At 69.8% G+C, this 19,747-nt stretch carries 16 protein-coding genes; 13 read left to right on the top strand and 3 right to left on the bottom strand.

The features are described 5' to 3' along the window. Positions 1-164 precede the first annotated feature (164 nt). The 10 genes from ACFQ4H_RS27100 (at position 165) to ACFQ4H_RS27055 (ending at position 11,852) form a co-directional block, all read left to right on the top strand. The gene (locus ACFQ4H_RS27100; protein WP_377575917.1) at positions 165-1,733 is read left to right on the top strand and encodes an MFS transporter; all 1,569 of its coding nucleotides are present in this window, start codon (positions 165-167) and stop codon (positions 1,731-1,733) included. 10 nt (positions 1,734-1,743) lie between these two features. Beyond that, positions 1,744-2,322, top strand: coding sequence for a TetR-like C-terminal domain-containing protein (locus ACFQ4H_RS27095; protein ID WP_377575914.1), 579 nt, complete (start codon positions 1,744-1,746; stop codon positions 2,320-2,322). Positions 2,323-2,483: 161 nt separating this feature from the next. After that, positions 2,484-3,011: a crossover junction endodeoxyribonuclease RuvC gene (ruvC, locus tag ACFQ4H_RS27090; RefSeq protein ID WP_377575911.1), complete on the top strand. Its 528-nt coding sequence runs from the start codon at positions 2,484-2,486 to the stop codon at positions 3,009-3,011. Next, entirely contained in the window at positions 3,008-3,610 is a 603-nt protein-coding gene (gene ruvA / locus ACFQ4H_RS27085; RefSeq protein WP_377575908.1) for a Holliday junction branch migration protein RuvA, read from the top strand. The genes ruvC and ruvA overlap by 4 nt, the downstream gene beginning before the upstream one ends. Further along, positions 3,607-4,677: a Holliday junction branch migration DNA helicase RuvB gene (ruvB, locus tag ACFQ4H_RS27080; protein ID WP_377575906.1), complete on the top strand. Its 1,071-nt coding sequence runs from the start codon at positions 3,607-3,609 to the stop codon at positions 4,675-4,677. The genes ruvA and ruvB overlap by 4 nt, the downstream gene beginning before the upstream one ends. Before the next feature lie 119 nt (positions 4,678-4,796). Continuing rightward, entirely contained in the window at positions 4,797-5,150 is a 354-nt protein-coding gene (gene yajC, locus ACFQ4H_RS27075) for a preprotein translocase subunit YajC (protein WP_377575903.1), read from the top strand. A 201-nt stretch (positions 5,151-5,351) separates the two neighbouring features. Then, complete coding sequence (secD, locus tag ACFQ4H_RS27070; RefSeq protein WP_377575900.1) at positions 5,352-7,265, top strand: protein translocase subunit SecD; 1,914 nt, start codon at positions 5,352-5,354, stop codon at positions 7,263-7,265. A gap of 1 nt (position 7,266) precedes the next feature. Continuing rightward, entirely contained in the window at positions 7,267-8,457 is a 1,191-nt protein-coding gene (gene secF / locus ACFQ4H_RS27065) for a protein translocase subunit SecF (protein WP_377575897.1), read from the top strand. An 85-nt stretch (positions 8,458-8,542) separates the two neighbouring features. Further along, entirely contained in the window at positions 8,543-9,106 is a 564-nt protein-coding gene (locus tag ACFQ4H_RS27060; protein WP_377575895.1) for an adenine phosphoribosyltransferase, read from the top strand. Positions 9,107-9,272: 166 nt separating this feature from the next. Then, complete coding sequence (locus tag ACFQ4H_RS27055; protein WP_377575963.1) at positions 9,273-11,852, top strand: RelA/SpoT family protein; 2,580 nt, start codon at positions 9,273-9,275, stop codon at positions 11,850-11,852. Between the two features lie 283 nt (positions 11,853-12,135). Here ACFQ4H_RS27055 and ACFQ4H_RS27050 read toward each other — a convergent pair whose 3' ends face one another. Continuing rightward, positions 12,136-12,957 (bottom strand): peptidylprolyl isomerase, encoded by an 822-nt coding sequence (locus ACFQ4H_RS27050; protein ID WP_377575892.1) that lies wholly within the window; start codon positions 12,955-12,957, stop codon positions 12,136-12,138. A gap of 69 nt (positions 12,958-13,026) precedes the next feature. Continuing rightward, a complete protein-coding gene (locus ACFQ4H_RS27045; RefSeq protein WP_377575890.1) occupies positions 13,027-13,920 on the bottom strand; it encodes a peptidylprolyl isomerase in 894 nt (297 codons plus the stop codon). A 271-nt stretch (positions 13,921-14,191) separates the two neighbouring features. Between ACFQ4H_RS27045 and ACFQ4H_RS27040 the strand changes: the two genes are divergently transcribed. The 3 genes from ACFQ4H_RS27040 to ACFQ4H_RS27030 all read left to right on the top strand — a co-directional run bounded on the left by ACFQ4H_RS27040 (position 14,192) and on the right by ACFQ4H_RS27030 (position 17,320). Further along, the gene (locus ACFQ4H_RS27040; protein ID WP_377575887.1) at positions 14,192-14,911 is read left to right on the top strand and encodes an MBL fold metallo-hydrolase; all 720 of its coding nucleotides are present in this window, start codon (positions 14,192-14,194) and stop codon (positions 14,909-14,911) included. Between the two features lie 46 nt (positions 14,912-14,957). Next, a complete protein-coding gene (gene hisS / locus ACFQ4H_RS27035) occupies positions 14,958-16,304 on the top strand; it encodes a histidine--tRNA ligase (protein WP_377575884.1) in 1,347 nt (448 codons plus the stop codon). A gap of 68 nt (positions 16,305-16,372) precedes the next feature. After that, on the top strand, positions 16,373-17,320 hold the full coding sequence (locus ACFQ4H_RS27030; RefSeq protein ID WP_377575881.1) for an acyl-ACP desaturase: 948 nt from the start codon (positions 16,373-16,375) through the stop codon (positions 17,318-17,320). Between the two features lie 69 nt (positions 17,321-17,389). On the opposite strand, the gene ACFQ4H_RS27025 is transcribed toward ACFQ4H_RS27030, so the two are convergent. Next, the coding region (locus ACFQ4H_RS27025; protein WP_377575878.1) for an FtsX-like permease family protein at positions 17,390-19,747 on the bottom strand (2,358 nt) is incomplete at its 5' end.

The following is a 19,747-nucleotide window of genomic DNA, read 5'->3' as shown; positions in this document are numbered from 1 at the left end:
GCCTACTCGCGCCCGGTGGGCCGCCTACTCGCGCCCGGTGGGCCGCGTCACATACGATACGAGACGGTTCCGTATCGCTTCCCTGTCTTGTAACGTCCTCCCGGTTACGGAACTTGTCCGTGCCGTAATTCGGCACGGTGCCATGGGGGGAGAACGGCGGACGCATGGAGCCGCACGAGAACACCGGACATCCACGCCGATGGACCATCCTCGGAGTGCTGGTCCTCAGCCTGCTGGTAGTGGTCCTGGACAACACCATCCTCAACGTCGCGCTGCGCACCCTCGCCGATCCGGTGCACGGACTGGGCGCCACCCAGGGCGAGTTGGAATGGTCGATCAACTCGTACACGCTGGTCTTCGCCGGCCTGCTGTTCACCTTCGGGATCCTCGGCGACCGGTTCGGTCGTAAGCGCTTCCTCATGATCGGGCTGGCCGTCTTCGGCCTGGCCTCGCTGCTGTCCGCGTACTCCCAGGAGCCCGGCCACCTGATCGCCGCCCGGGCGTTGATGGGGGTCGGTGGCGCGGCGATCATGCCGGTGACCCTGTCGATCATCTCCAACGTCTTCGACCCCCGGGAACGCGCCCGGGCCATCGGCATCTGGTCCGGTGCGGTCGGACTCGCCGTCGCCATCGGCCCGATCCTCGGCGGCCTGCTGCTGGAGCAGTACTGGTGGGGTTCGGTCTTCCTGATCAACGTGCCGGTCCTGCTGGTCGGGCTGGTCGCGGTGGCGCTGCTGGTGCCCGAGTCGCGGGACCCCCGGCCGGGCCGGATCGACCTGGTCGGCGTGCTGCTGTCGGTGGTCGGGCTGGTCGCCCTCTCGTACGGCATCATCGACGGTGGCGAGCACGGATTCGATCGACCGCTGGTCTGGGCGTCGATGGTCGGTGGACTCGCCGTGCTGGTCGCGTTCATCACCTACGAGCGGCGCATCGAGCACCCGTCGCTGGACGTCCGGCTGTTCCGGGTGCCCCGGTTCGCGGCTCCGATCGCCGTGGTCGGGCTGGTCTTCTTCGCGTCGATGGGCATGATGTTCTTCAGCGCCTTCTACATGCAACTGGTACGTGGCTACACGCCACTGGAGACCGGACTGCTGTTCCTGCCGTTCGCCACCGCCCAGCTGATGTTCGCGCCCGGCAGCGCCACCCTGGTCAGGCGGTACGGTGCCCGGGCGGTCTCGGCCGTCGGGCTGGTGCTGGTGGCGATCACCCTCGGTGCGTTCGCCTTCATCGGGGCGCAGACGCCGATCTGGATCGTCGCCATCGTCTTCTTCCTCCAGGGCGCCGGGATGGCCAGCATCATGCCGCCGGCCATGGAGTCGATCATGTCGGCGCTGCCCCGGGAACGGGCGGGTGTCGGGTCGGCGGTCAGCAACACCGTCCGCCAGGTCGGCGGGGCGCTCGGGGTCGCGGTCCTCGGTTCGGTACTGGCCGGGGTCTACCGCAGCGAGATCGCGCCCACCACCACCGGTCTGCCCGATGCCGCCCGCGACGCCGCCAACGAGTCGATCGCCGGCGCGTACGGCGCCGCCGAGCGGTTGGGGGCAGTCGGTGCAGATGTGATCGTCGCGGCCAACGACGCGTTCGTCTCCGCCATGCACGTGGCGGCGGCGCTTTCGGCGGTCGTCGCCGCGCTCGGCGTGCTGGTGGTGCTGCGGTGGATGCCGGGCCGGACCGCGCGACCGCAGGTCGTGGTCGAGCCGGCGGGGGAGGCGGAACTGGCCCGGACTTCCTAGGTCGGGAAGAATGTCTGACATGACGTCTGACCCGGCTGCTCCGCGGTCGCCTGGCCGACCGCGGAGCAGCCGTGCCGACGAGGCGATCATCGAGGCGGTGCTGGACCTGCTGGCCGAGGGCAGCACCGTCGACACCCTCGCCATCGAGGCGATCGCGGCCCGGGCCGGGGTGGGCAAGGAAGCGCTGCTCCGCGACGCGCTGGCCACCCTCAAGGGACCGCCGCCGGTCCCCGCCGGCCACTCGATCCGCGACGACCTCGTCACCCTGCTCGGTCCGGTCGGTTCCCACGAGGACCCCCGGGCCACCCGGATCATGCCGTGCCTGGTGCCCGAGATCCGCCGCAGTCCTGAGCAGTACCGGCTCTACCAGGAGATGCTCGAACCACGGCGGCAGCTGATGCGGGACGTGCTGCGCCGGGGCGTGGCCCGCGGCGAGTTGCGGGCCGATCTCGACATCGAGTTGACCATGTCGCTACTGACCGGTCCGGTGCTGCTCCAGCGCCTGCTGCGCTGGCACGCCGCACTCGACGACACCGACCTGCCCGAGCGGGTGGTCGACACCGTGCTCGCCGGCATCGCCGTGCGCTGACCCGTTCGGCGGACCGTCCCCGCTGTCCCCGGGTGTCGTCGTCCCCGGGTGGTGTCCCCAGGGTGTCGGTGTCCCCGGGGTGTCGTTGGATCTTCGGTCGGTGGCGACCAGTAGGGTGTCGAACACACGTACGCGTCGGTGTGTCAGGGGGGAGGGCCGAGGTGCGGGTGCTGGGTGTCGACCCGGGACTGACCCGGTGCGGGGTCGGCGTGGTCGAGGGACTGCCCGGCCGGCCGTGCACCCTGGTCGCCTACCACGTCGTGCAGACCGATCCGGGCGAGGAGCTACCGCTGCGCCTGCTGCACCTGGACCGGGCGCTGACCGAACTGGTGGCAAGACACCAACCGGCCAGCGTCGCCGTCGAGCGGGTGTTCAGCCAGCACAACGTTCGTACGGTGATGGGCACCGCGCAGGCCAGTGCGATCGCCGTACTGGCCGGGGCCCGGGTCGGGCTGCCCGTGCAGACGTACACGCCGAGCGAGGTGAAGGCGGCGGTGACGGGTTCCGGTCAGGCCGACAAGGCGCAGATGACCGCGATGGTCACCCGGCTGCTGCGGTTGGACGCCCCGCCCCGGCCCGCCGACGCCGCCGACGCGCTGGCCCTGGCCATCTGTCACATCTGGCGCGGCGGCACCCGCTCCAAGCTGGCCGCCGCAGCCGACCGGGTCCGACGAGGAGGAACGAGATGATCGCCAGCGTGCGCGGGGTCGTCGCTGCCGTGTCACCGGCCGCAGTGGTGATCGAGGTCGGCGGGGTCGGCCTGTCGGTGCAGTGCGCGCCGGGCACCGCGGCCAACCTGCGCGTGGGTGAGGCCGCCCGGCTGGCCACCAGCCTCGTCGTACGGGAGGACTCCCTCACCCTCTACGGCTTCGCCGACGACGACGAGAAGCAGATCTTCGAGCTGCTCCAGACCGCCAGCGGGGTCGGCCCCCGGCTGGCGCAGGCGGTGCTGGCGGTGCACCCCCCCGACGCCGTACGCAAGGCCATCGCCAACGCCGACACGGCGGCCCTGACCCGGGTACCGGGGATCGGCAAGAAGGGTGCCGAGCGGCTCGTCCTGGAACTGCGGGACAAGATCGGACCGGTCGCGGTGGGCACCGACGGTGCGGCCGGCGTCACCGTCGGCAGCTGGCCCGAGCAGGTCCGGCAGGCCCTGATCGGGCTCGGCTGGACCGCCGGACAGGCCGACCAGGCGGTCACCGCGGTGGCGGAGAGCCTCGACGGTCCGGTACCGCCGATCCCGGTCCTGCTCAAGCAGGCCATCCGGCTGCTGGGTCGGACCCGATGACCGCCGAGCACGACGGGTTGGTGTCGGCGTACGCCAGTGACGCCGAGCGGGACGCCGAGGCGACCGTACGGCCGAAGCGGCTGGCCGAGTTCATCGCCCAGCACCGGGTACGCGACCAGCTCGACCTGCTGCTGCGCGGCGCGATGAAGCGGGGTGCCCCGCCGGACCACATCCTGCTCAGCGGCCCGCCTGGCCTCGGTAAGACGACCCTGGCCAACATCGTCGCCGCCGAGCTGGGGTCTGGCATCCGGACCACCAGCGGCCCGGTGATCGAGCGCTCCGGCGATCTCGCCGCGATCCTGACCAGCCTCGCCGAGGGCGACGTGCTGTTCATCGACGAGATCCACCGGATCGCCAAGCCCGCCGAGGAACTGCTCTACAGCGCGATGGAGGACTTCCGGGTCGACGTGGTGGTGGGCAAGGGTCCGGGGGCGACCGCCATCCCGCTGGACGTCGAGCCGTTCACCCTGGTCGGCGCGACCACCCGGGCCGGGTTGCTCACCGGCCCGATGCGCGACCGGTTCGGGTTCGTGGCCCACCTCGACTTCTATACGCCCGACGAACTGAAGACGTTGCTGGAACGCTCCGCCCGTATCCTCGGCGTGCCGATCACCGACGACGGGGCGGCCGAGGTGGCCCGCCGGTCGCGGGGCACGCCCCGGATCGCCAACCGGCTGCTGCGCCGGGTACGCGACTTCGCCGAGGTGCGGGCCGACGGAGTGGTCACCGTGGAGGTCGCCCAGGCCGCGTTGCGCGTCTACGACGTGGACGATCTCGGCCTGGACCGGCTGGACCGGGCGGTGCTGACCGCACTGGTCGACTCCTTCCGGGGCGGACCGGTCGGCCTATCCACCCTGGCGGTGGCGGTCGGGGAGCAGCCGGACACGGTGGAGGAGGTGTGCGAGCCGTTCCTGGTGCGGGTCGGCCTGTTGGCCCGTACGCCGAGGGGACGGGTGGCTACCGAGGCGGCTTGGCGCCATCTGGGCCGCACGCCCCCAAATGGTACATTTGGTGGTGGTACCGCCCCGGCGCCCGATCTGTTCTCGCGGGATCCCGATCGGCCGTGATCCGTTCGTGATCCGTGCTGTCTTCGGCGTTCCCAGTTCCAGGGATTAGACTCGCCGCCGTCTGTACAGGACGTAAGATCCTGCCTCCGCTCTGATGCCGTTGGTGCGGTCGGGGGCCAATGGGAAGGTCATACACCGTGCTATTCGCAGCAGAGCCCACCGGCGGCGCCGGCAGTCTCATGCCGATCCTCATGATTGTTCTGCTTTTCGGCGTCATGTATTTCATGATGATCCGGCCGCAGCAGAAGCGGCGTCGGGAAGCCGAGCAGATGCAGTCCTCGATCGGCCCCGGTGATGAGGTGGTGACCATCGGTGGCCTTTATGGCACCGTCACCGGCGTCGATGACGAAACGGTGATGCTGGAGGTGGCGCCGGGCGTTCAGACGCGTTACGCGCGGCCGGCTGTCGCCCGGGTGGTAAACAAGGCTGCTTCGACCGAGACGGTCGTGGAAGAGGCCGAAGTAAAGGAGTGACCTATTCCGCCCCAGCGGACGGAATAGGTAATGTATCGAAATATCTGATGGCCGCGCCGGCATGTCCCGACGCTCGGTGCGGCCCAACGTCGCCGGGTAGGCCGGCGCCCCACCCGTCGCCTGGCGACCGGGGCGGCAACGGGGTCTCGCCCGCCGCCGCGGACCGCCAGCGGCCGAACCGCGCAGGGAGACAGGACAGCCGTGGCACCACCTCAGGGACAGATGCGCCCAGGGCGGCAACTAGCCGTGCTCGGGCTCATCTTTGCCGTCCTCTACCTCTTGGTCTTCTTCGCCGACGCCCGCGGCGGATGGAAGGAACGACTGGAGCCCAAACTCGGTCTGGACCTCATCGGCGGCACCCGGGTGACGCTGGAGGCAACCACCATCGACGGTCAGCCGCCAACCGAGCGCAACCTGGAGGAGGCGCGGCGGATCATCGAGGAGCGGGTCAACGGTTACGGCGTGGCCGAGGCCGAGGTCGTGGTCGAGGGCAACCGCAACATCGTGATCTCGCTGCCCGGTGAGAACCGGGACCTCAACGACATCGGTGCGGCGGCCGAGCTGCGGTTCCGCAAGCTGATCAAGGTGACCGACGGTGGCGGTGTCGCGCCGCCGGCCACCCCGAACCCGATGGGCACCGCCACCCCGGCCCCGACCGGTAGCGCCGCTCCGGGTGCCTCGGGTACCCCGGCCCCGACCGGCAGTGCCGCCCCGAAGGTGTCCGCCTCGGCCGGCACCGGTGGTGGTCAGGGCGGAATGGCCCCCAGCGCCACCCCCACCCCGGGTGCCACCAGCGCCCCGGCGGCGACGCCGACCCCCGCTGCCACCCCCGGTGTCGGTGGCCAGAGCATCGAGCAGCAGCGTGCCGCCATCCAGCAGAAGGTCGGCGCGGCGGCCTGGCAGGCGGCCAGCGCGTTGCAGGCCCCGGCGGACCTGACCCAGGACCCGACGCTGGCCGACAAGCTCAAGCCCTTCGGTGGCCTCACCGGCCGCGAGGTCGGTGCGCTCACCCCGGAGATGCAGTTCAACGTTCCGACGATCACCTGCGCCCAGCTCGACGCCCGGCTCCCGGCCTCGATCCGGGACGAGAACCAGAAGGTCGTCGCCTGCGAGGGCCCGGTCAAGTACTACCTCGACGTGGCCAAGGTGCTGGGCACCGACGTCGACGACGCCAACGGTGTGCTCGACCAGACGACCGGCCAGTGGGTGGTCAGCCTCGACTTCACCGGCGAGGGACAGAAGAAGTGGACCAACCTCACCCGTGAGGCGTTCAACAACGAGGGCCAGGGCTGTGACGCGGCGGCGCTGGGCGACAGCGGCAAGTGCCGGGTCGCGGTCGTCCTGGACAACAAGGTGATCTCCGCGCCGGAGATCCAGGGCGTGCTCACCGGTAACTCGCAGATCACCGGCAGCTTCACCAGCAAGACCGCCAACGACCTGGCCGGCCAGCTGCGCTACGGCGCGCTGCCGATCACCTTCCACCAGCAGGAGGCGCAGACCGTCACCGCGACGCTGGGCGAGAGCTACCTGCGGGCCGGTCTGCTGGCCGCCGGTATCGGCATGCTGCTGGTCGCGATCTACGCGTTCTTCTACTACCGCCTGCTGGGCACGGTCATCTTCCTCAGCCTGATCCTGTCGGCGCTGCTGGTCTTCGGCGCGCTGGTGGTGCTGGGCCGGCAGATCGGCTTCACGCTGACCCTGGCCGGTATCGCCGGATTCATCGTCTCGCTGGGTGTGGCCGCCGACTCGTTCGTCATCTACTTCGAGCGACTCAAGGACGAAATCCGGGAAGGCCGCAGCCCACGTAGTGCGGTACCCCGGGCCTGGGCCCGTGCCCGCCGTACGATCATCTCGGCCAACGCGATCACGATCATGGCCGCGGTCGTGCTCTACATCGTCTCCGTCGGTACGGTGAAGGGCTTCGCCTTCGCCCTGGGGCTGGCCACCGTGCTCGACCTGGTCGTGGTCTTCCTCTTCCGACACCCGATCATGACGATGTTCGCCCGGACCAAGGCGTTCCTGTCGCCACGGGTCAGTGGCCTCGGTCGGGTGCTGCACTCGGCCGAGCAGGACGAGCCGGTCAACCCCCGCAACCAGCGTGTCAAGGAGGCCTGACATGAGCAGCCGTAGCGGTCTGGCCACCCGGCTCTACCGGGGTGAGGCCGGTCTCAACCTCATCGGGCGTCGGAAGGTCTGGCTGATCGCCGCCGCCGTGATGGTGGTGATCGCGATCGGGAGCATGGCGATCCGTGGCTTCAGCCTCGGCATCGAGTTCAGCGGTGGCAACGCCTTCCAGGTGCCGGCCAGCGTCGGCACTCTGGAGGAGGCCGAGAAGGCGGTCAACGCCGCCATCGGCGAGGTCAGCGGTGGCGACAAGCACGTCTTCTCGTCCCAGCAGATCGGCGGGGCCAACGGCACCTACGAGATGCGCACCTCCGATCTCGGCCCGGAGGAGTCGGCCCAGGTCCAGCGGGATCTGGCCGAGAAGTTCTCGATCCCGGTCGACCAGGTCAGCTTCAACCAGGTGAGCGCGGCCTGGGGCGACCAGGTCACCGAACGGGCGCTGCTCGGTCTGGTGATCTTCATCGCGGTGGTGACGGTCTACCTGATCCTGCGGTTCGAGTGGCGGATGGCGATCGCCGCCGTCTCCTCGCTCATCCTCGACCTGCTGCTGACCGCGGGTATCTACTCGCTGGTCGGCTTCGAGGTGACCCCGTCGACGATCATCGGCTTCCTGACCATCCTCGGCTTCGCGCTCTACGACGTCGTCGTGGTCTTCGACAAGGTCCAGGAGAACACCCGGGGGATCACCGCCAGCAGCACCCGTACCTATGGTGAGTCGGCCAACCTGGCCATCAACCAGACCCTGATGCGTTCGATCAACACCGGTCTGGTGTCGCTGCTGCCGGTCGGTGGTCTGCTCTTCATCGGCGCTGGTCTGCTCGGGGCCGGCACGCTGAAGGACCTGGGTCTGGTGCTCTTCGTCGGTATGGGCATCGCGGTCTACTCGTCGATCTTCTTCGCCACGCCGGTGCTGAGCGTGCTGAAGGACTACGAGCCGAAGATCCAGGCACACACCAAGCGGGTGATGGCCCGTCGGGCCGGCACCGCCCGTGGCGAGGGCACGCCGAAGGCCGGCGTCGCCCGGGAGGCGAAGCCGACCGAGGAGTCCGACGAGGTCGAGGACGCGGCGCTGGCCGGCGCGGCCCCGAAGGTGGGCAGCCGTCCGGCCGGCAAGCGGTCGTCCGGTGCCCGGGGCGGTCGTCCGACCAGCGGCAACCGGCCGGGTGGCGCCAAGCGGCGCTGACCCCCGGGCGTAGGGCTGTCGAGGCGTCCGTCATGCTGTGCGAGCAGCGTGACGGACGCCTTGTCGTTTTGGAAAGAGGAGCAGGGTGACGAAGACCCAGACCGAGGTACGCGGAGACAGCGGCCCGGCGACGGCGCAACTGGTAGCGAGCCGGGTGCTGGACGTACCCGACTTTCCCCAGCCGGGAGTGGTGTTCAAGGACCTGATGCCGCTCTTCGCCGATGGTGACGTGTTCCGTGAGGTGATCGACGGCATCGTCGACTTCCACGGGCGGGACTCGTTCGACGTGGTGGTCGGTATCGAGGCGCGTGGCTTCGTGATCGCCGCCGCGATCGCGTACGCCACCGGTGTGGGCGTCGTACCGGTGCGCAAGGCGGGCAAGCTGCCCCGGCCGGCGTACGCGGCCTCCTACGCCCTGGAGTACGGCGAGGCGACGCTCGAGGTGCACCAGGACGCCTTCACCGCCGGTCACCGGGTTCTGGTGGTCGACGACGTGCTGGCCACGGGTGGCACCGCCGAGGCGACGCTCGATCTCGTCGAGCGGGCCGGTGGCCGGGTCGCCGGCTTCACGGTGCTGCTGGAGTTGGCCTTCCTCAACGGCCGGGAACGGCTGGCGCCGCGTCCGGTTCATGCTCTGTTGACGGTTTGATCCGCTACCCTCTTCCCGGTCCGTACCGTACGTCCGGGGGGAGGGCGACCGGCTGCTGCTGCGGGTACGATTGGCTCTGGGAACCCAGGGGCAGCTCGGCCCGAGCAGCGGGCGGCCCGATCCGGAAGGTGTGAGGAGGCCGGTGTCCCACGATATGGCTCCTCCGGTGGAGGGCATGGCGCACCCGACTGGCGAGGCCAACGGTGCCGCGAACGGTTCGATCGAGCAGCGGCGTCCGCCGGCCATGACCGCCGGTCAGACCTCGTCGACCGGAGGTGGGAGCGCCGTCGACGGTTCCGGTGAGGCCGCTGTCCTGACCGAGATGACGGCGCAACCTTCCGCTCCCGCGCAATCCGATGGCGAGGCTGGTCCGCGTCCGGCTGGCGACGCGGTCACGCGCACGGCTGGTGAGCTGGCCACCCGGCCGGCGGGCGAGTTGGCGGCGCGGCCGGTGGGCGACGACGCTGCCTCGTCCGGGTTCGGTCTGGCCAGTGCTCCGACCGGCCGTCGGGTGCGGGCGCGGCTGGCTCGGTTCAATGCCCCGTGGCAGACCTCCCAGGTGAGCGAGGTGCTCGAACCGCTCATTGCGGCGCATCGGGCATACCACCCCAAGGCCGACGCGCGGCTGTTGCAGCGGGCCTTCGACGTCTCCGCCCGGTGGCATTCCGGGCAGTACCGCAAGTCCGGCGACCCGTACATCACCCATCCGCTGGCCGTGGCGTCGATCCTGGCCAACCTGGGCATGGACACCACCACCCTGGTCGCGGCACTGCTGCACGACACGATCGAGGACACCGCCTACGGGCTCGACCAGATGCGGGAGGACTTCGGCGGCGAGGTCGCCCTGCTGGTGGACGGCGTCACCAAGCTCGACAAGGTCAAACTCGGTGACGCGGCGAAGGCCGAGACCATCCGCAAGATGGTGGTGGCGATGGCCAAGGACCCACGGGTCCTCGTGATCAAGCTGGCCGACCGGCTGCACAACATGCGTACCCTCACCTTCCTGCCGCGTCCGAAGCAGGAGCAGAAGGCCAAGGAGACGCTGGAGATCCTGGCCCCACTGGCCCACCGGCTGGGTATGAACACCATCAAGTGGGAGCTGGAGGACCTCGCCTTCGGCACGCTCTTCCCGAAGCGGTACGAAGAGATCAACCGGCTGATCGGTGAGCACCAACCGCAGCGTGAGGCGCTGCTGCGTCAGGTCACCCAGAAGGTGCAGGTAGACCTCAAGGCAGCGAAGATCAAGGCGGAGACGACCGGTCGGCCGAAGCACCTCTACTCGATCTACCAGAAGATGATCGTGCGGGGGCGGGACTTCAACGACATCTACGACCTGGTCGGGGTCCGGATCCTGGTCGACACGGTACGCGACTGCTACGCGGCCCTCGGGGTGATCCACGCGAACTGGCAGCCGGTACCGGGCCGGTTCAAGGACTACATCGCGATGCCCAAGTTCAACATGTACCAGTCGTTGCACACGACGGTGATCGGGCCGACCGGTAAGCCGGTCGAGATGCAGATCCGTACCCTGGCGATGCACCGTACGGCCGAGTTCGGCATCGCCGCGCACTGGAAGTACAAGGAGCAGAAGGGCGCGACGATCGTCGGGCCACCGGCGCACATCGACGAGATGACCTGGCTGCGGCAGCTGCTCGACTGGCAGCGGGAGGCCAGCGACCCGAGCGAGTTCCTCGACGCGCTGCGCTTCGACCTGTCCAGCCAGGAGGTCTACGTCTTCACCCCCAAGGGGGACGTGATCCCGCTGCCGACCGGGTCGACCCCGGTCGACTTCGCCTACGCCGTGCACACCGAGGTCGGCCACAAGTGCATTGGCGCGCGGGTCAACGGCAAGTTGGTGCCGCTGGAGTCGACGCTGTCCAACGGCGACGTCATCGAGATCTTCACGTCGAAGTCCGAGACGGCCAGCCCGACCCAGGACTGGCTCGGTTTCGTCAAGAGCCCCCGGGCACGTACGAAGATCCGCCAGTACTTCAACAAGGAACGCCGCGAGGAGGCGATCGAGGCCGGCAAGGACGCGATCGTCAAGGCGATGCGCAAGCAGGGTGTGCCCCTGCAGCGGATGCTCAGCACCGACAACCTGATGACGATCGCCCGGGACCTGCACCTGGCCGACGTCGCCTCGCTCTACGCGGCGGTCGGCGACAGTCAGGTCTCCGCCCAGTCCGTGGTGCAGCGGCTGATGGCCACCTACGGTGGCGAGGAGGGCGCGGTCGAGGACATCGCCGAGACCGCTGTCGCGACCCGGCCGCCCCGTAGCCGGGCCAGCAGCCATGACCCGGGTGTGGTGGTACGGGGAGTCAGCGACGTGTGGATCAAGCTCGCCCGCTGCTGTACTCCGGTGCCACCGGACACGGTGTTCGGCTTCGTGACCCGTTCCGGCGGGGTCAGCGTGCACCGCGACGACTGCGCCAACGCCGAGGACCTCAAGGTCCAGAGCGAGCGGATCGTCGAGGTGAGCTGGAAGCTGACCTCGGCGTCGACGTTCCTGGTCGCGATCCAGGTCGAGGCGCTCGACCGGCACAAGCTGCTGGCCGACGTGACCCGGGTCCTCTCCGACGAACGGGTCAACATCCTCTCCGCCACGGTCACCACCACCCGGGACCGGGTGGCGGTCAGCCGGTTCAGCTTCGAGATGGCCGACCCCAAGCACCTGGGCCACCTACTGGCCGCGGTCCGCAAGGTCGATGGCGTCTTCGACGCGTACCGGGTCACCTCGGGCGCCTAGCACCCACCCAGCCGACGAGCGCACCACGGCCGTCGACCCCGACGTAGGTCAGCCGGGGCCGGCGGCCGTCGTCGTACGGGGGTTTCCGGGCTCCGGACGGGGGTCCTACGGGATCGGCCGGGGTCTTGTGATCGGCCGGGCAGGCAAGCCGCCGGGGGATCGGACGGGGACCTGCGGGCACGTCGCTGCCCAGGCCGGGATCATGAACGAAGCGCCTGCCCCCGTCACATGGACGACGAGGACAGGCGCTTCGAGAAAACTGCTGTGCCGGATCGGTCCCTGGCTAGGCCAGAGACATCGACTTGATCACGATTTCCTTCTTCGGGTGACCGCCGCCGGCCTGCTGGGCGAAGGCGTTGTCGTGCCCGGCCGCCCCGACCTGCTTGACGATGTCCATCCCGCTGGTGATGGTGCCGAGCACCGTGTACGACGGGTCGAGCTCCGAGTCGCCGTAGACGATGAAGAACTGGCTGCCGGTGCTGCTCGGCTGACTGGACTTGGCCATCGCGATCACGCCCTCCGGGTAGGCCGGGCGCTTGTCGGTCGGCAGGTTCTCCTCGGCGAACCGGTAGGCCGGGCCGCCCGTACCGTCGGTCTCCTTCCAGCCGCTGCCGGTGACGCTCGGGTCACCGCACTGGAGCACCTGGATGCCCTCGCTGACCAGCCGGTGGCACTTGGAGTTGTCGAGCGCCTTCTTCTCGGCCAGGTGCCGGAAGCTGGCGGCGGTGCACGGTGTGGCCGCCAGATCCACCTTCGCGGTGATCGGACCCAGGCTGGTGTCGATGGTCAGCGTCTGGGTGCCGGTGTTCGGCACCTGGACGGGCGGCAGGCCGACATCCTTGGTCTCCGGGCTGCGCTGGTCCGCGGGAATCTCGATCCAGGCGCACTGTGACGCGCCGGCCACCGTACCCGGGGTGTCCTTCTTGTCGTCGCCAAGGCTGGTCACCAGCCATACCGTCCCGGCCGCGACCAGCAGCAGGGCGACCCCAGAACCGATGGCGGCCTGTAGCTGGCGGCGCTTGCGGGCCCGGGCGGCGCGCTCGGCCATCTCCTTCTCGAGGCGGGCCCGCGCCGCGGCGCGTTGCCGTTCTCTGGTGGACGTCACGGTGGCTCCTCCTGGACTATCTGGGCGGTGCGGGGCTTCTTGTCTACGGCTGACCCGGGGCGCGGGCGGTCAGGACTTTGCCGCTGCGGTCGGGGTGGCTGATGGTGCAGTCGAGGTGGGTGAGGCCGCCGGTGCGGTGGTCTCGGCCGGGCCGGCGGGGTTCACCTCCCCGACGGTGACGCTCTGGACTACCACGTCCGTCTTCGGCTTCACCTTCGAACCAGAACCATTGTCCACCGTCTCCAGCGCACCGATCTTCTTGACCACGTCGAGACCGGAGGTGACCTTGCCGACAACCGGGTAGCTGGGCTGAGCCGGGTTGAAGTCCTCGAAGAAGATCAGGAACTGGCTGCCGTTGGCGCCCGGCGGGGTTCCGATCAACGCGATCGTGCCGGCCGGGTAGGCCGGGGCCTGCCCCGGTGCCGGGCTCGGGCCCTGGGCCGACGGGATGTTCTCGCTGAGGAAGGAGTACGTCGGGCCGCCCTGTCCGGTTCCGCTCGGGTCGCCGCAGCGCAGGGCCCCCTCGCTGGTGATCTCGTGACACTTGGTGTTGTCGTAGAACGACTTGCTGGCCAGGTGTGCGAAGCTGGCCCCGGCGCAGGTCGCGTTGGCCAGGTCGAGTTCGACGGTGATCGGAGCGCCCTGGTTGGTGGTGATGGTCATCGGACGCGTGCCGGTGGTCGGCAGGTCGGTGGTGGCCGGCAGACCGACGTCCTTGAGGTCCGGGCTGGTCGACGCGTCGATGGGCGTCCAGGCACAGATGTCCTGGGCGGTGGGGGCGGGCTTGCGATCGAAGCCACCCAACGCCCAGACTGAGCCGAGCACGACCAGCAGCAGCGCGACGGCTGCGCCGACGCCGGCCTGGATCTGCCGTTTGCGTCTGGCGGCGGCTGCCCGTCGGGCCATCTGCCGATCAAGCTTGGCCCGCGCCAGTTTTCGCTGACGGTCTCTGCTGGAAGCCACCCGCGCTCCCCTTTCCTCTACGGATCCCATGGCGGACGGCATTGCCTGCCGCTGTCGGGGCGTCAAGTGCGCCACGCCACACGCCCGCCAGAGTGTACGGCTATCCGCTGGGAAAGTGGTGTACGAGGTCTATGCGGATGTGATTGGACAACATCGTTGTGACCGGTGGTATTCGGGGGACCGGTGTGAGCCAGCGCGAAACGGGTCGCGTCGGCGGATAGTCTTTCCTTCGACGACAACCCCTGAAAGCCCTAACCGGGAGGAGAGCGACGTGCTCGTCGCCGGCTTTCCCGCCGATTTTCTCGGCACCAACTGCTACGTGGTCGCCCCCGGCCCCGGGGAGCAGTGTGTCGTGGTCGACCCGGGTCTCGGGGTGCTGGACCAGTTGGCGGAGGTGTTGGCCGAGCATCGGCTCCAGCCGGCCGCCGTCCTGCTGACCCATGGCCATCTCGACCACACGTTCTCGGTGACGCCGGTCTGCGGCGCGCGGGGCATCACCGCCTACGTCCATCCGGCCGACCGGGAGTTGCTGGCCGATCCGAGCAAGGCGCTGTCCATGGATCTGAACCAGATGTTCGGTGGCCGGCTGCCGTACGCCGAGCCGGAGGACGTGGCCGAGTTGACCGACGGCGCGACGCTCGCCCTGGCCGGGCTGGAGATCACCGTCGACCACGCGCCCGGCCATACCGGCGGGTCGGTGCTGTTCCGACTGCCGGCGGCCGGCTCACCGTGGGACGCGGATCAGGTCTGCCTCTCCGGTGACGTCCTGTTCGCCGGCTCGATCGGCCGTACCGACCTGCCGGGCGGCAGCATGGCGACGATGATGACCAGCCTGCGGAACAAGGTTCTTCCGCTGGCTGACGACACCGTCGTACTGCCCGGCCACGGACCCGCGACCACCATCGGCCGGGAGCGGGCGACCAACCCGTACCTGCGGGCGGTCGCCGAGCGCGACGACGCGCGCCCGGCCGGTCCCACCAGAGGCTGGTAATCACATCCGCGTGGCTAGAGACGGCGCGCGGAAGTCAAGGAGCATGATGAGCAAGCCGACGCCGATCTCCGGATTCCCCGAGTGGCTGCCGCCGCAGCGGATGATCGAGCAGTACGTCCTGGACCGGATCCGCAACACCTTCGAGCTGTACGGGTTCGCGCCGCTGGAGACCCGGGCGGTGGAGCCGCTGGAGCAGTTGCTGCGCAAGGGGGAGACCTCCAAGGAGGTCTACGTGGTGCGCCGACTGCACGAGGACCCGGCCGAGCCGGCCGGTGACGACGCACTGGGTCTGCACTTCGATCTGACCGTACCGTTCGCCCGCTACGTGTTGGAGAACGCGGGCCGGTTGCAGTTCCCGTTCCGTCGCTACCAGATCCAGAAGGTGTGGCGGGGGGAACGGCCGCAGGAGGGGCGCTACCGGGAGTTCCTCCAGGCCGACATCGACATCGTCGACCGGGACACCCTGTCGGCGCACTACGAGGCCGAGCTGCCGTTGGTCATCGGTGACGCCCTCGGCGGACTGCCGCTGGGGCAGCCGGCCGGCCAGGCCCCGATCCTGATCCAGGTCAACAACCGCAAGGTCTGCGAGGGGTTCTACCGGGGCGTCGGGGTGACCGACCCGGAGGCGGCGCTGCGGGCGGTCGACAAGCTTGACAAGATCGGCCCGGACCGGGTGGCGACGCTGCTGGTCGACACCGCCGGGGCCACTGCGGCGCAGGCGAAGGCGTGTCTGGCGCTGGCCGAGATCTCCGCGCCGGACGCGTCGTTCGCCGAGGCGGTCCAGGCGTTGGGCGTACGGGATCCGCTGCTGGACGAGGGGTTGGCCGAGCTGGTCGCGGTGGTGGAGACCGCAGCCGCGCACGCCCCGGGGCTCTGCGTGGCGGACCTGCGGATCGCCCGGGGGCTGGACTACTACACCGGCACGGTCTACGAGACCCAGCTGCGCGGCTACGAGCGGTTCGGCTCGATCTGCTCGGGTGGCCGGTACGACAACCTGGCCAGCGCCGGTGGGGCGTGCTTCCCCGGCGTCGGCATCTCGATCGGCGTCTCCCGGATGCTGGGTCTGCTCTTCGGTGCGAATGCCCTGACCGTCTCCCGGAGCGTGCCGACCTGTGTCCTGGTCGCGCTCGGTGCCGAGGAGCAGCGTCCGGAGAGCAACCGGATCGCCGACGCGCTGCGTCGCCGGGGCATCCCCACCGAGGTGTCCCCGTCGGCGGCGAAGTACGGCAAGCAGATCCGGTACGCCGAGCGGCGGGGCATCCCGTACGTCTGGTTCCCGGGGGTGGACGGGGCGGCCGACGAGGTGAAGGACATCCGTACCGGTGACCAGGTTCCTGCCGTACCGGGTGTCTGGGAGCCGCCGACGGCCGACCTTCGACCCGCCATCGGGTGAGATCCACTTGGCGTAGCGCGGGTTCTTAACCTACGGTGGCGTAAGTTACGCCACCGTAGGGAGAGCCCGTGACCGTGTCCAACACCCAACCGCTGAGTCAGACCGCCCTGCTGATCGAACTCGAACCTGTCGTCGCGAAGAACCTCGACCGGCACCTCGGGGTCGCCAAGGAGTGGTTCCCGCACGAGTACGTGCCGTGGAGCGAGGGACGGACCTTCGACGGGCCGTTGGGTGGTGAGGCCTGGGCCTCGGAGGATTCGAAGCTGCCCGACGTGGCCCGCACCGCGCTGGTGGTCAACCTGCTCACCGAGGACAACCTGCCGTCGTACCACCACCAGATCGCGACGCTCTTCGGGCGGGACGGTTCCTGGGGGACCTGGGTGCACCGGTGGACGGCTGAGGAGGCCCGGCACGGTACGGCGATCCGCGACTACCTGACCGTCACCCGGGCCGTCGATCCGGTGGCGTTGGAACGGGCCCGGATGGTCCACATGTCCACGGGATACAGCAACAACCACGACGACGAGATCCTGCACTCGGTGGCGTACGTCTCGTTCCAGGAACTGGCCACCCGGATCTCGCACCGCAACACCGGTCGGGCCAGCGGTGACCCGCTCTGCGAGCAGTTGCTGGCGAAGGTGGCAGCCGACGAGAACCTGCACATGGTCTTCTACCGCAACCTGCTCGGCGCGGCGCTCGAACTGGCACCGAGCCAGGCGATGCGGGCGATCACCGACGTGGTGACCGACTTCCAGATGCCCGGCAACGGCATCGAGGGCTTCGCCCGTAAGTCGGTGGCGATCGCCCTGGCCGGCATCTACGACCTGCGCCAGCACCGCGACGAGGTGCTGGTGCCGGTGCTGCGTAACTGGGACGTGTGGAACGTGACCGGGCTGGACGCCGACGGTGAGGCGGCCCGGGAGGAACTGGCCCGCCACCTCGACGACCTGGAGCGCGCGGCGTCCCGGTTCGAGGAGAAGCGCGACGCCCGCCAGGCCAAGCTCGCCAACCGCTGAGGTGCGGGGAGGGCCCCTGCTCATACGGAAAGCGATGAGCAGGGGCCCTCCCTGTGCGTACACCCGGTGCTACTCGGTACGGAGGCCGCCCGGCCGGAGCAGCCGCCACAGCGCCGGCAGACTGAGCCCGGTCACCAGCAGTACGACCGACAGGGCGAGACCGGACATGCCGGCGATGCTCGACCAGTCGAGGCGTACCTGCTCGTTGGTCATCTTCAACAGCACCACACCGAGCCCGACGCCGATGATGATCGCCAGCACCAGCCCGAGCACCACGGGGATGGCCGCCTGCCACAGCACCGACCAGCTCAGCGTGCTGCGCCGGGTGCCGAACGCGACCAGCACGGCCAGCAGCCGACGCCGTTCCCGCAGCTGCTCCAGGGTGCTGACCAGCAGGCTCACCGCCAGCAGCGACAGGGTCGCCACCACCCCGGCGTACAACCCGCGTCGGATGCCGTCGAACCGGTTGGTCGTTTCGGTCTCCTGTAGGGCGGCGACATGGGCCAGCGGGCTGATGTCGGCTGCGGCGTTGCGGACCAGTTCGATGGTGTCCGGTGCGGTCGGGTCGAGGCGCAGGTGGACGGAGAGGGCCAGCTTCGGCAACTGCCCCGCCTCGAACGCGCCCGGTGTGGCCAGGATCCCGGAGTGCAGCCGTCCGCTGGGGTCCGTCCGAGGAGTCGCCGGCCGGGCGTTGGCGGGTACCGTCCAGCTCCGGCGCGTCGAGTCGTCCAGGCTGACGACATCGACCACCTGTCCGGGGGCCGGTGGGTCCGGCTCGCCGGTGACCTCCGGCGCTTCCGGCGGTACGACGAACACGTCACCGTCGGCACAGCGATCGAGGTTGGCCACTTCGGCCAGGGACGGGCAGTCGCCGATCAACAGGATGCTGGGGGGTACGCCCTGTTCCGGGTCGGGTGCGGCACCGGTGGCCCGGAGCTTGGCGTAGCTGAGGCTGGTCACGGGCGTGACGCCGGGGGGCGTGGTCAACCGCTGGACCAGCGTTCGGGCCGTGCCGCTGTCGACGTCGTCCAGGTTGACCACGGCCTGGGCGCGGGTGAGGTCCTGCCCGGTCTGCTCGGTGTAGTTGTCCGCGACGCTGGCGAAGAGCATCTGTAGCGCGATGCCGCCGGCGACCGCGATCGCGATGCCGTTGACCATCCGGGCCGACGTCCCGCTGTCGAGTTGCAGCCGGCGTATCGCCAGCTGCCAGGACAGCCCGCCGCCGCGCAGCCGGTGCACCACCGTTTCGACCAGCCACGGCAGCAGCGCGGTGACCCCGATCAGCAGCAGTAGGACGCCGGCGACGACCTGGATCTGGTTGAACGTGCCCTCGGTCTCGCCGATGCCGCGCATCAGTGGGATGAGCAGCCCGGTGCCGACGACCGGCAGGACCAGCCGCCACCAGAGCCGACGGGTGACACCACCGGACCTGCGGACCACCCCCAGCGGCTCGATGACGACCCGGCGCAACGCCAGCAGGGTGACCCCGACCGACGCCGCCGGTACGGCGAGCAGGGTCAACGTGGCCAGGGCCGGGTCCGGTCGGACGTCCTCGGCGAAGACGCTGAGCCCCTGGAGGGTGAGCAGTTCGACGAACTGGCGGCCGACCAGGAAGAAGACCACCCCGGCGACCAGTCCGAGTGCGGACAGGAACAGTGCCTCGCCCGCCGCTACCCGGCGGGCCATCCGGGCGTCCGCCCCGACCAGGCGCAGTGCGGCCAACCGGCGGTCGCGCTGCTCCCCGCCGAAGCGGATCGCGGAGGCGATGAAGACCGCGACCGGCAGCAGCAGTACGACGAAGGCGATCACGACCAGGAGCAGGAGTATCGGGTCCAGCCCCTCGCTGGGGCCGGTGTCGAATTCGCCGAACCGGTCGATCCGGGTCACCGTGCCGCCGTGGCTGAGTTGGTCACTGCCGAGATAGAACGCGTACTCGTTCGGGCCCTCCAGCCCGGCGGCGTCGATGACGCCGACGACGGGTTGCGGCAGCCGGGGGCGCAGCAACGCACCCTCGGGCGAGTCGAGCAGGTCGGCCAGCCTGGGGGAGACGACCAGCTCGCCCGGCCCGGGCAGCCGGGTGAGTCCGGGTGGGACGGGGGCCTGTGGGCCCTCCGGTTGCAGGATCCGACCCCGGATGAACACGTCCCGGTAGGCGGTGTTGGCGTCGGCGACCAGGAGCGTGGCCGCCGAGGCGGGCGGCTGCTCGCGTCCCATGTGCAGGTCGTTGCGGGCCGAGGTCCGGTCGGACCGGGCGTCCATCATGGCCGAGAGGGAGACCGCCAGCAGCAGCAGCGCGACACCGAGGCCGACCCCCACGGCGGCCATCCCGGTCCGGAGCAGACCCTGGCGGCCGCCGGAGGCGGCCATCCGGGCACCGAGCAGCAGCTCCCGGGGCCAGCGGACCGGTCCCGGCTGGCGGCCCGCCGG

Source organism: Micromonospora sonneratiae, assembly GCF_042679305.1.
GTDB lineage: Bacteria > Actinomycetota > Actinomycetes > Mycobacteriales > Micromonosporaceae > Micromonospora_H > Micromonospora_H sonneratiae.
The sequence above is the reverse complement of the archived record's forward strand: the minus strand, read 5'-3'. Positions and strand labels throughout refer to the sequence as shown.

Excerpts from the sequence above, each read along its gene's own strand:
- ACFQ4H_RS27100 (WP_377575917.1), top strand. The coding sequence starts at position 165 with ATGGAGCCGCACGAGAACACCGGACATCCACGCCGATGGACCATCCTC.
- yajC (WP_377575903.1), top strand. The coding sequence starts at position 4,797 with ATGGGAAGGTCATACACCGTGCTATTCGCAGCAGAGCCCACCGGCGGC.
- ruvB (WP_377575906.1), top strand. The coding sequence starts at position 3,607 with ATGACCGCCGAGCACGACGGGTTGGTGTCGGCGTACGCCAGTGACGCC.
- ruvA (WP_377575908.1), top strand. The coding sequence starts at position 3,008 with ATGATCGCCAGCGTGCGCGGGGTCGTCGCTGCCGTGTCACCGGCCGCA.
- hisS (WP_377575884.1), top strand. The coding sequence starts at position 14,958 with ATGAGCAAGCCGACGCCGATCTCCGGATTCCCCGAGTGGCTGCCGCCG.
- ACFQ4H_RS27095 (WP_377575914.1), top strand. The coding sequence starts at position 1,744 with ATGTCTGACATGACGTCTGACCCGGCTGCTCCGCGGTCGCCTGGCCGA.
- secF (WP_377575897.1), top strand. The coding sequence starts at position 7,267 with ATGAGCAGCCGTAGCGGTCTGGCCACCCGGCTCTACCGGGGTGAGGCC.